This window comes from Bradyrhizobium pachyrhizi (genome assembly GCF_001189245.1).
GTDB lineage: Bacteria > Pseudomonadota > Alphaproteobacteria > Rhizobiales > Xanthobacteraceae > Bradyrhizobium > Bradyrhizobium pachyrhizi.
In genome coordinates, this window is sequence record NZ_LFIQ01000009.1 from 1 (window position 1) to 12,312 (window position 12,312).

At 57.1% G+C, this 12,312-nt stretch carries 8 protein-coding genes; all 8 read right to left on the minus strand.

What is annotated here, in order from left to right; genetic code table 11:
* Positions 1-889 precede the first annotated feature (889 nt).
* Complete coding sequence (locus AKL29_RS00170) at positions 890-2,098, minus strand: SDR family NAD(P)-dependent oxidoreductase (RefSeq protein WP_244481639.1); 1,209 nt, start codon at positions 2,096-2,098, stop codon at positions 890-892.
* A gap of 426 nt (positions 2,099-2,524) precedes the next feature.
* Positions 2,525-3,871 (minus strand): aminotransferase class I/II-fold pyridoxal phosphate-dependent enzyme, encoded by a 1,347-nt coding sequence (locus tag AKL29_RS00175; RefSeq protein WP_244481640.1) that lies wholly within the window; start codon positions 3,869-3,871, stop codon positions 2,525-2,527.
* A gap of 1,112 nt (positions 3,872-4,983) precedes the next feature.
* Positions 4,984-6,330, minus strand: a complete 1,347-nt coding sequence (locus tag AKL29_RS00180) for an aspartate aminotransferase family protein (RefSeq protein ID WP_050382185.1) — start codon at positions 6,328-6,330, stop codon at positions 4,984-4,986.
* 211 nt (positions 6,331-6,541) lie between these two features.
* Complete coding sequence (locus tag AKL29_RS41495) at positions 6,542-7,321, minus strand: hypothetical protein (RefSeq protein WP_152977364.1); 780 nt, start codon at positions 7,319-7,321, stop codon at positions 6,542-6,544.
* A 694-nt stretch (positions 7,322-8,015) separates the two neighbouring features.
* The gene (locus tag AKL29_RS00185) at positions 8,016-8,903 is read right to left on the minus strand and encodes a crotonase/enoyl-CoA hydratase family protein (RefSeq protein WP_050382186.1); all 888 of its coding nucleotides are present in this window, start codon (positions 8,901-8,903) and stop codon (positions 8,016-8,018) included.
* Between the two features lie 64 nt (positions 8,904-8,967).
* On the minus strand, positions 8,968-9,306 hold the full coding sequence (locus tag AKL29_RS46220) for an aminotransferase class III-fold pyridoxal phosphate-dependent enzyme (protein ID WP_283809380.1): 339 nt from the start codon (positions 9,304-9,306) through the stop codon (positions 8,968-8,970).
* Entirely contained in the window at positions 9,245-10,240 is a 996-nt protein-coding gene (locus AKL29_RS00190) for an aminotransferase class III-fold pyridoxal phosphate-dependent enzyme (protein WP_283809381.1), read from the minus strand. Before AKL29_RS00190 ends, AKL29_RS46220 begins: the two co-directional genes overlap by 62 nt.
* A 551-nt stretch (positions 10,241-10,791) precedes the next feature.
* A partial coding sequence (locus AKL29_RS00195; RefSeq protein WP_160321689.1) for a CaiB/BaiF CoA transferase family protein occupies positions 10,792-12,312 on the minus strand: 1,521 nt, incomplete at its 5' end.

Here is a 12,312-nt window from a genome sequence, read left to right on the forward strand (position 1 = left end):
GCTCCATTTTTCGACCCATGCCGATGCCGGATCCCATCTAGCGATCCGTGCCTGTCGACAACGCGGCGCGCTGCTTTCCACATACGGGCGGGCGCTTACGATCGGTGCGAGATAGGGCACTGAGACCGAGCGCGGATTCGCCATGATCCAGCGCCGCGGCTCCGCCCGGGTCGATCACGTTGTCGATCTCAAACACCGAAAAAATTGACGCCGCGTCGTTTGCATAGAGTTAAGCAACGTTCTTCCATAATACCATTCGTTCTCCGACGTGCCGGAGATTGCCTCAAAAACCTGGGAGGCCAAGCCGCACCTACGATCCGGCTCCATGCCGCCGAATTCACGTCACGGCCGCAGCAGTAGGACGCATTCTAGCCGAACAGCGAGAGGATGCCGCCGGTCAGCGTATTCGCTCCGGTGATCGTTTCTCTCCCTGCCGTCGGTAGCCGACATCCTGTCTGATTGACGACGACCATCAATGTCGGAAATCCGACAACGACGGCTCGGCGATTCCACGGGGGCATTGGAGGCCACGCGTGTTTTCCTCCGACAAGCGATATTCGGCTAACATACGCCTATTGCTGGAATGAGGAAGACGTTCGACCAGCGTCAGCGCCGGGCTGAGCAAGCGCGTAGTAGCGTTGCACACACCGCGGCACAACTTTGCTACTCATCCTTTGGAGCAGGCACCGATCTCCTGCGTGCTCCAGGTGCCGCTCGGCCATGCTGGGTTGTCGAGGAGGGCACTACACTCAGCAAGAGCATTAGCCAGCCCGGAGTCCGCGTGAGCGGATCCAATTGGAGATCATTGAACCCGGCTGATTGGCACCATGAGGCCCTCCTCAAGATTCCTACGGGCCGCGAGTTCGCGCCAAAATGAGATGTGCGTCAACTAGGCGGCGAACTCGCCGCCTGTAATATCGATGGTTGCACCCGTGATAAAGCCCGCCATCGGCGAGGCCAGAAAGGCTGCGACATGCGCCACCTCTTCAGCCGTTCCAAAACGGCCGACCGGAATCCGGCTGAGAGCGGAACGATTGATCGCAGCCGCGGCTGGCCCAGTCAGATCACTGAGAATTCGCCCAGGAGCGATACAGTTGACCGTAATACCATGTGGAGCTAAGTCCCGCGCCGCGGCGCGGGTCAATCCGACCAGTCCCGCCTTGGATGCTGCATAAGCCGGCCCTGCGATCAATGGCATGGCACGGCCCGCGAGTGACCCAATATTGATGATTCGCCCATAGCGCTTGGCAATCATAGCTGGCGCCAAAAGCCGTATGAGGACGAAGGGACCGTTAAGATTGACATCGATGACCCGCGCCCATTCCTCGATCGATGTCTGCGAAAACCATGGCGCGTCCTGGTCTACGCGCTTGGGGGAAATACCTGCGTTATTCACCAAAATCGCAATCTCGCCCCAACGCGCCCGGATGCGATCAACAAATGCTCGCATTTCGTTTTGTCTTGTTACGTCGATAGCCTCGGCATAGAGCCGATTTTCCGGACATTTAATAATATCAAGCGCACTCTCGACATGCTCTGCTCTTGTCGCCACAAAAGCGACCTGATAGCCATCGGCCAAGAACCGACGTACGATCTCAAGCCCAATCCCGCGTGCTCCTCCGGTTACGAGAGTAACGCGCGGCCCGCTTTGGCCCCTGGGTTTTCCTGGTTTCAGCATTATCGCCAAACGGTCGCAAACGGCGTAACGGGCGAGCCCACAGCGCCAAGGCAAAGCGGCGTACGCTTCGGGAAATATCGTCGGCGTTGTTGCCTCATCCACGTGGCGCGGTTCGAAAACTCGCCCCCAGATGGCCTTCGTTTCCAGCAGCTCGGCATCTCCTTCTCCGGATTCACGATGGGGCCGCGGATGAGAACCCAGCAATCGACGCCAGCGTGGTAGCCCGCCCCGTTTCGCCGTATTGGAGCCAGGTCCCATCCCCATGGAGGTCTCCTCAAGCACGTAGTTGCACGCGTGTTCACAATTACGCATCCAATCGGCGCAATGATAGTCTCTAAATGGCTGCTGATGCAGCGCCGTCTTTCCCAACTGAAGGGCGCACGTCGGTCCGATGCGCCGCCAGATCCAGCGAGCATGCATGGACAAGAGCCCGCTGACCACGCTTGAGAGCCGCGGCAGTCGGACTTGCCATCAACGGGTGTTGCTCTCAAGATGGCACACCTTCGAATGCGAAGCGCCTCTTTGTTCGTTTGTCGATTTCGGCGAGCTTCAGCGCCGATACGACCATTCGCGATCGATGATTTGCGTACGGCGCATCGGACGGAAGAAACAGCGAAAGCGCATCGCTCGCGTGCGTCGTAATGGTGCCAAGGCGTCGCGCCAATGTTCTGACTGTGAACAATTCTCCTGGGACATAATGACCGACAATGAGTGTACATCCCAGCCGGCCATACGTCATCTCCACGCAGGGACGCGCTGACGACGTGGGCCTCAACATCCGGACATACCTTCGAAGTCAAACAACCGATCGAAGATTGACGAGCTTTTACACTCCCTGTCGACATCTCAAGTGACAGCACGTTCGTCTTCATCGGCAGCTCCATGAATTTCCGTCGATGAGTCGCCGCCATTACCTAGGGGGGGGCCGACGGCTTGGCGGGTCGTGCCGGGTATCGTTTCCAAGATGCGGTCGCACAGCCGTTCTATGTCGCGGACCGCATGATCGGCCGTAATGCACACTCGAATCCCTGCCCTTCCTTGACCAACGGTCGGGAAGAAGGTGACTGACGTATAGAAGCCGGCATCGAGAAGCTGTCTAGCGATAGCAATCGCCTTGGCTTCCGATCCGATGGAAATCATTCTGATCGGAAGTGAATTTCCCTGCTCGGCGCTTGCGATATGGCGATCAAAGACCTTGATCCGTTCGGCCAACCGTCCCTGCCGTTCGCCGAGTTCGGCCGAGCGATGAATCTTGCATGAGCTAAGCGCCGCGCCAACCGCCGCCAGATTAGGCGCTACCGAAAACGCATACGGAATGGAATATCGTCGAAACAGCGCCTCGTGGTCTGCCGTTCCGAGCATTAACATGCCGCCCGATGCGCCGAATCCCTTAGCCAAAGAGGCCGCTATGATCGTGCGATCACCTAACACTCGCGGAAACTGAGAGCGCGCAAATCCTTCGCCTTGTCGTCCGAACAGCGATATGCCGTGAGCATCGTCGATATAGAGAAAGAGCCCATAACGTTCTTGCAGCTGGCGCAATTCCTTGACGGGCGCATTCCCTCCCATTGAGTAGACGCCATCGCATACATAGGCGACCACTGGATGCTTGCTGCACAAGCGTTCGAGAGTGTCGATGTCGTTGTGCGCAATAGTCTCTACCTGCGTTTCATCAGCGATCACCGGCTTGTGATAAGCAAGCGAGATGTGCGCGATGCGATCGAACACGACGAGCGGCTTCACTCCACCTGTCAATTGGCCCGAAGCAAGAAGGGGCATCGCGCCTAGATTGGCGAGCATGACAGTAGAAAAGGCGAGCACGTGTGCGCAGAACATCTCTGACAAGGCTGCTTCAAGCTCTGCCAGAAAATCGAAACTCAGCCGCGTTCGTGCGCAAGACCAGTGCAATGACCGATGCGCCTGAATCGCCTCTATCGCGCCGGCGACGATCATCGGATGATTGTCAAGTCCCAGGTACGAGCACCGCACGAAATCAGTTACCTGAGGTCGACCGTCAACCAAGCCGGTGCCCAAAGCAAAGGCGCGTCCGTTCGTTGAGCGCCCGTGGACAGCCATGAGACCCGCCGCATGGGCCGCATCATAGTACGTTCTGCTCTCATTGATCACGTAAGCGGTGTTCCGAAAATGTCGGGTCGCCGGGCCACCATTAGAGAGCGCGCTCTGCTGCTCCATTTCATTCTCCATTCCATCTGCCAAACGTACGCAGTCGACCGGCATTGAGAAGTGGGCACAACACGCGGCTTCACAATATTGGGCGCGCTAGAGGTTCTGTACAGTTCCTGCGGGCCACTCAATCGGTCCCTAGTTGAAACGCACTAAACCATCCGCTACGTCGCTTGGTCAGCTACCACATCAGATGGGCTAGAGCGGTTCAGTAGCAGCGCCGCTAGTCTAGCTGGCAGTAGCCACGAAGTACTGTATGCCCTGGTCGCACTTATCGCACATTCTTTTCTGCAGTTTCGACTCGGGACGTAGCGCACTGCCGTTATCAAGAAATCAGATCACCATGTCCGCGGAGAAGTCTCGCGAGCGGACGCCACACGCGCTTAGCTACGATAGCGTCGGAGTGGGAGCGCTTTCGGTCGATAACTCTGGCGATAAGCAACAGTTACGCTGCGGCCGACCACCACCGATTACGAATTGAGCCTGATCACTGATGCAAGGAGACGATTTGTTACGTCGGGTGCGACATCAGGTGCAAGAAATTCCCCTGCTACAGGAACCACAGTCTGTTCTTGCTTGATGCGCTGACCCGTCGCCCGCAGAACTGCTGCGCGCTCAGGCCCGCTCAAAGGACCTCTCCTTCCTCACGGAGTGCATGAAGGGCTCGCACGTGAACTCCGTCAGCGCGGCGCTGCGAGACTCGCGCTGCGAGACGGCTGTCTTCCTTAGAATGAATTCATAGTTGGCGAACGACATTCGCTCGCCGATATCTAGCAATTCTCCCCAGGGCGATCGTGACCAACCCGACATCCGCACGCTCGCACACTCGCAGCATGACCTGGGAAAAAATTGCAGGCCCATTGAATTCGACCTCCGGCACCAAAGCAATACGGTACTTATAAGACTCGACGAGAGGAGACACCGGCAACGTTGGGGCATGTCCCATTCCGAGCTGTAACCACCGCGCTCGGCCGGCTGCCAAGCGCGCACACGATCCGTCATCGCGCCGCTTGCGTCTTTCTATCGGTAGACTCACAGCGGAGGGCCGCACTGTCGAAGATCAACTTGGAGACCGGACCGCCGCTAAGGCGGCCGATATCTTGCACGAATTGTTTCCTTACTTATGTATGTTCCGTTATCGCATCCAGCATGCTTTGATGGCGATCGAGAAAGCCTGCGAAGACATCAACTATGAACTCGGCGTCGGCGCGCGCCATAGGTGTCGAAATGCAGGCGGCAGCGCCAAGCGGCAGGAAGATGCCGTTCTCCGCAAAGAAGCGCGTGAGCTGTTTCATTAGAGTTGCTCCTGCAGTCGCGGGATGGGCCTCACGGTAATCATTCGGGGTCTGTGCCATCGGATGGACTCGAAAGAGCGAGGCCGCTCCGGTCACACACAGCGGCGCGCGGCGGCTTGAGATGGCTCGATCAATCCCATCCCGAACAATGTTCCCAAGCATCTCCAGATGTGCAAAGGCCGCATGGTCCAGATGCCGCATTGCGATAAGCCCCGCTGTCATGGATAAAGGATTGGCCGAAAATGTGCCACCTTGTGGAAGCAGTGGCCGGCCCGCTGAGGCATCGAATACTTTCATCACGTCTTCGCGACCACCGATCGCTCCAATCGGCAAACCGCCGCCGACGATCTTGCCCATCGTGACGAGATCCGGAAAAAGGCCATAGCGGGCTGAAGCGCCACGGAAACTCTGCCTGAGATTCAGGACCTCATCTGCAATCACCAGAATCCCGTTGTCGCAGGCAGTTTCTTGCACCGCCGAGATGAATTCAGGCTTCGGTGCAATTAGACCACCGCGGCTTGGCATCGGATCCAAAACGACGGCAGCAAGCTCGTTCGCATGCCATGACAACAATCGACGGACGCCTTCAGCATCGTTGAAGCGGAGTACAACCACTTCATCGAGTACGCTTGTGGGCATCCCCCGATAGAAGGCCGTAGACTTGGGTGCGGTCGGATCGCCCCAATTGTCCGGCGTCGCCGCCAGACTCACTTCGCCCCAGTCGTAGGCCCCGTGATAGGCGCCCTCGAGCTTGGCGATTTTCGAACGTCCAGTGAAGGCCCGCGCAGCCTTGATCGCAAACAGCACGGCCTCAGTCCCCGTGTTTACGAAGCGAACGCGATCCACCTGAGGAATGCGGGCACCAAGCAATTCGGCGAGTTCGATCTCGCGCTCTGTCGGACTTGCGAAGCAGCTGCCAAACTGGAGCTGATTAATTAACGCTTCAACGACAGGCAAGAAGGCATGACCATGGATCAACGTCGTAAAATTGCAATTCAGGTCGAGAAAACGGCGCCCATCAATATCGAAGAGATGGCTGCCTATTCCGCGCTCGATATAGAACGGGAACGGATCCCGCTCGATGGTTACTCGCGACGTGCCGTCGGGGAAGACCAGGCGCGCGCGTGCAAAGCTGTCTTTAGACCTCTGCCCAATACGCGCGTTTCGCTCCATATTCGAGCACGTAAATGCGTGGTTCACGGTATCCTCAACGAGGTACTTGACAACGGAGTCGGCCTAGCCCTACTCCTCGCAGGACCTCCTTCTCCGGCATCTCGCCGTTCGGTGGGTTGTGTTCGGGGCCAGCCTTTCGCTGGAGTGAGTCGAGGCGATCAAAGCATCGCGATACTTACCTGAACTTGCAAATCGGAGGTGAACAGGATCATTATTTGCTCCCGCGGACCCACCGAGAATTGTCATGCGCGGCAGTACCACCCCGTCGTACCGATGAAGGTGACGGAGCTAAAGGCAGAGTTGCTCTATCGTGGCGCTCAACTTGGCTCCTCAACTCCTCGCCGGTTATCCAGATAAGCCAACCGTCCTCCATAATATCCTCTTGCACCAGCCTTAGTATCGCACCGCCTGATTCATGATGCAGCATTTCGTATTGCGCGACGAGCCCCTTATCCAGCGAAAAGCTTGCCACAAGCGAACATAAGAAGTCAGGAGCCCACATGGCGAAAGACACGCCATGCGCTATTCCTGCTGTGATCTTCGCCAGCCCCTGTCCTCTAAAGTCTCTCCGAATCCAAAGATCCCCGTGGTAGGCTACTTTCCCCGTTATCCTCTTCGCGCTTGGTGCTGTGCAAGTACAACGGTCCTCAGGGTGTGCATGTTTTATCGGATCAGCGTAAAATGCCTTCAGCGATTCAAGATGTTCTGCAAGGTTGCTGCGTGAAAGGTCATACAGTCGAGCAGCGTCTACAAGAGCGACCTGGTTGTTCATGTCGACGCCGATGATCCAATACCCCTCACCTGATTTAATTGGCGATCGATCTGGCCGGAAGTTTGGCTGGGTCGAGCTCTTCGTTGGAAGGGCACGTGTGATCGAGACATACTCACGAAAATCGAATCCTATCGAAAGCTTGATACCTTTTGTGGCGGCAACATCGTCATATACTTGAAGGAAGCGTGATACTTGCAACGGATTAACTAGGCTTGTCATTGCTGCACCTTGTCATATCGTGATGAGCCGCGTCCAAGCTCATATGGCTAGTTGTTAGATGATACGGCATGACAGCGGACGGAGGCACTACCTACTCTAGTAAAAGATATTGCATTCGATATTTGAGGGGAGCGGCGTATCAGTATTCAAGAGCCCCGGAGCGTTCTTGAGCAGTTCCTACGTCGATGGGCGCGCGGCTTTGCAGCAGATGATGTCGCCCGGCTCGGCATCGTTGTCGACTCTGTTCGTCAGCAGCGATTGGCAGAATGGGCCGCCACTCGCGATCGTGGCAATCGACGCGGACAGCAACGCATGAGATCCAGCTGAGGTGCAAGGGCGCAACGATGGAGGACCTAGGTTCCTCTCTCTATCAGCTCGCACGCCGCTGCCGGTCGGCAAGACGTTCGCTGTCGATATTGAAAGTTAAGACCGCACGCTGACAATCCACGATCTCGTCGAGTCAATGAAGATCGAGCCCGTTGCGCTCGCGCAGAGCTTTAGCTCGCCGATCTGCGCACGTCGGATCAGGACGAGCGACGACCATATCAGCCACAGACGGTATGCGCTCCATTCACAGCACGGTTTCGACCTGCGCGTGGCGCCACCTCCCATGGTCGGACTCGCACACCTGGCGAACAACAGCACAGGCGCATGGTCCCGGCTCTCGCTTCCCTTAGCCGGGAAGCCGGAACGATCATTTGTACTCCCGCTCCGTCCACCATGGGAAACAATCCGGCATATCGGACGACACCCTATTCTTAAACATCGCGGGTCGTTTCTCCAGAAACGCCATCACCCCTTCCCTGGCGTCGGCGGAACGGCCAAGCGTATAGCTGACACGGCTGTCGATCTTGTGCGCTTCCATGGGATCATCGACACCCAGCATGCGCCACATCATCTGCCGGATCAGCGCGACCGATACAGGTGGGGTCTTTTCGGCGATCTCGCAGGCGACTGCACGCGCCGTGGCCAGCAATTGATCGGGCGGCACCACCTTGTTCACCAGCCGGCCGGCGAGCGCTTCCTGCGCCGAGAATACCCGCCCGCTGTAACACCACTCCAGCGCCTGCGCGACGCCAACAATGCGCGGGAGGAACCAGCTCCCGGCCGCGTCCAGCACGATGCCGCGCTGGGAGAACACAAAGCCAAAGCGAGCGGCTTCAGACGCAATGCGGATATCCATCGCGAGTTGCATGTTGACGCCGATACCGACCGCCGGCCCGTTCACCGCGGCGATCACAGGCTTCAGGCATTTGAAGATTCGCAACGTGAGCAAGCCGCCGCTGTCGCGGACGTTCTGATCGCTGTAATCTACCGCCCCATTGGGCAGCCGTCTCACCTGAACCCGCTGCTCCATGTCAAATGAGTCGGCACCTGGCGAAAGATCGGCGCCCGCGCAAAAGGCGCGGCCCTCGCCAGTCACGATGATGGCGCGGATACCGTCGTCCTTGTCAGCGCGATCGAACACCTCAATCAGCTCCCGACACATGGTGAAGTTCCAAGCGTTCAGCCTCTCCGGCCGGTTCAAGGTGATGGAGAGGATTTTTTCGGCGACGTCATATCTGATGGTCTCGTAGGCCATGGTTGGTCCCTTCAGGGTGTCTGGATGATCAGAGGCAGATCACGTTACTACGGCCTTGGCCTGTTCATTGTTTGGCCAAACATTCCTCGAATATCTCAAAACCTTGATTTAGTGTCTCAGAGTCGATCGTGATGCAGGCATAACTTTTTATCACCTGATCAGCGGGTTTGCATCGTTCGACAATTAATCCCTTCTCAAATGCCTTGCGTGTCGTTCCCTCTGCGATTTCGGCCTTCTGGCAATCGAACCCCAACGCCACGCCGCGCCCTCGAACGGCAAAACCGCTGCCATGGTCAGATGCGATGGTCTCTAGTCGCCGCCGCATAAGTTTTCCCGTGCGCTTAACACCCTGCGAGAAAGTCCGGCAGCGCCAATAAAGATTTATAGCTGCGGTTGCGGACACAAGCGCAAGGTTGTTTCCTCGAAACGTGCCTGTGTGTTCTCCTGCTCGCCATGCGACGAGCCCTTCCCTGATCAACAACATTGTTCAATGGCAGACCGTACCCACTTAGCGATTTTGACAGCACGACAATAACTGGCGACAACGCTGCAAACTCGAAGCTGAAGAAACCGCCCGTGCGACCACAGCCCATCTGAATATCGTCAACTATGAAAAGGGCACCAACACTTTTTGCTACGGCCTGAATCGACTGCAACCACTGTTTGGAAGCTACATTTATGCCCCCTCTCCATGCACCGTTTCGACCACAATTGCGGCTGGAAGATCGATGCCACTGCTCTCGTCCACCAATGCCTTTTTGGAGATATTCAGCCGTATCAACAGTTCGTCCAAGATAGCCATCATAGGGCTTCACAGTTACGCCAAACAAAGAAATGCCGCTGGCTGCGCGATGACAACGATTACCGCTCATAGCAATCGCTGCTAAGCTCATGCCATGATAGCCATGCGTGAATGAAATAACATTTTGACGTCCTATTACTTCGCGTGAAAGCATTAACGCCGACTCAATAGCATTAGCACCAGTTGGCCCCGTGAATTGGAGCCGGTATTGCAGATCACGTTTCTGAAGTATGACGGAGCTGAAAGTCCTCACAAATTCGAGCTTCGCGGGAGTCTCCATGTCGGGCCCGTGGATAACGGAATCCGATGCTAAATATTCCGCAATAGCAGCTCTGATCTGGTGATTGTTGTGACCGTAGTTCAGCGTTCCGGCGCATGAGGAAAAGTCAATGAACTTTCGACCGCTCTCCGTCAACACAATGGAGCCGCGCGCTCGACTGAAAATAGCCGGAAGCAAACGTGAGTAAGAGAGGACGCTTGATTCTAGGTCTTCGAAAGACTGCATTTGACGTCGCTCACTGATCAATCCACCCAAGGTGGTCTCCTCTGCAAGTAGGTAGTTCAATGAACAATCAAGCCTCTCTCAGATGCCATGGATATTCGCGACACGTGTTTCCCAGACCGGCTCCGTCCACTTATCTAAGAACCGAGAACAACGAACCTACTAAGGTTGGTAGTATTCTTACACATGCATCCTGCCACCGTAGGCAGGCGCGGTCTATTTCAGCAATTTCAGTGTTCCGGTGAGCCGTTTCGGAGATAATAGACGGTTATCGCGAGAATCTGCAGTTGGTTAAGCTGCTGCAAGTCGTGTAGGCTGCGAGCCCAGTTGTGGGGGCTGCGAGGGCGGTTAGCAGGCCGTTGATGAAGTATGGCGTTGCTATGAACTCTGCTTCATGGCCGCGTTCGAAGCAAATCTGACCTTCAAGATCCGCCCATTCATCGCCGGCGGCTTCACTCATCTCGTCGTTGCCAAAGCAAGTGCACTTTGCTGCACCACGGGCGCTGCAAACAACCACGTGGCGCCTCCGAATGCGAATTCCCTGTGGGTTTATCGAACAGTATCTGGGCCGTGGCGTCGACTTCTCACTCGGAAGACAGCTTCTTTTTTACGAGTTCCTCTTCGGAGATCATCACCGTACCGATGATGCCCTCCTTCGCCAATTGTGTGATCTCCGCGCCGGAGAGCCCGAGAAGTCCAGATAGTATCTCTCTGTTATGTTGTCCGAGCGTAGGCGCCGCTGTGCGGATCGCATACGGCCGTGAATCTTCGCGAATCGGCATCGAGGGCTGTGGATGCCTACCCAGGAACGGACGCTCGACTTCCTGCAGAAACGCGCGCGACCTAAGATGCCGGTCATTGAGAAGGTCAATTGGCAGCCGGGCCACGCCAGCTGCAACCCTTGCGGCTTGCAACTCAGACATGGCTTGATCCGCAGGGCGGGTGAGCGTCCAGGCCTCGACGCCTCTCTCGATCACGTCCTCGATGCCGCGGCGAGCCTCCGCAGATTTCAACGATGCATCCATGGCCCAGTCTGGCCGGCCAATGAGCAGCGCCAGCCTGTGCCACATGTCCTCGTCGGTCGCAGTTACCACGATCCAGTTATCCTTACCCGCACATCGGAAGCAACCATGCGGCACGAACTGCGGATGTCGATTTCCGTACCTCCTCGCCGGCATACCGCCGATCGAGTGGACGGTGATCCATGGCGCTGCAAACGGCATCATGCATTCGATCAGCGCCAGATCAATGAACTGTCCGTGCCCGGTATGGTGGGCGTGAAGCAGTGCAACCAGAACTGCAGCGCATCCGTTCAAGCCGCCGACAGCATCCCCGAATGCGAAGTGGCTCATCGCGGGTGGGTCGTCGGGGTTTCCGATCACACTCGGCAACCCCGACCCCTGCTCCAGCGTCGAGCCGTAGGCCCGGCAATCGCGATGGACACTATTCGTCCCAAAAGCTGACATCGACATCATGACGAGCCGCGGGTTGAGCGTTCTGAGCACGTCGTAGCCAAGCCCTAGCTTCCTCAGCACATCGACCGAATAATTGTCGACGACAATATCGGCTCCTGCCGAAAGCCGCTTGGCGAGAGCGAGGCCCTGGGGCCGCGTCAGATCGAGTGTGATACCTCGCTTGTTGCGGTTCATGATGGAGAAGCTCAGCATCATTTCGTACGTCTGGCTGTCAACGTAAGCAGGACGCCGGTCAACGCCGCGCCACCAGTCCGGATACTGGATGGCCTCGACCTTGATGACGTCGGCACCGAGATCAGCCAGTGTGCGCGTACACAACGGGCCCGCCCAGCCCATCGAGAAATCGATGACACGAATTCCCTGCAACGGCTGCCGGCCGGCATCGATGCCGCCGGCCGGCGCCGACGGCTGCGCAGTGCCGGTTGTCAGGTGCCTTCTGGTATTCGCGAAAACCTGCTGCTCGCCGGGAGCCGGAACCTTTCCGCCCCGGCGCGGCGGTGTTAATGTCAGTCGCTGCATCGAGCCAGCCGTCAGGGCCTCTTCCTCGCCAAGCAGGACCGGAACGATTGCGCCGCGCGCCTTCTTCTCCGGGTCATAGAGCAGATCGGATATTTCGGGCACCGGCACCAT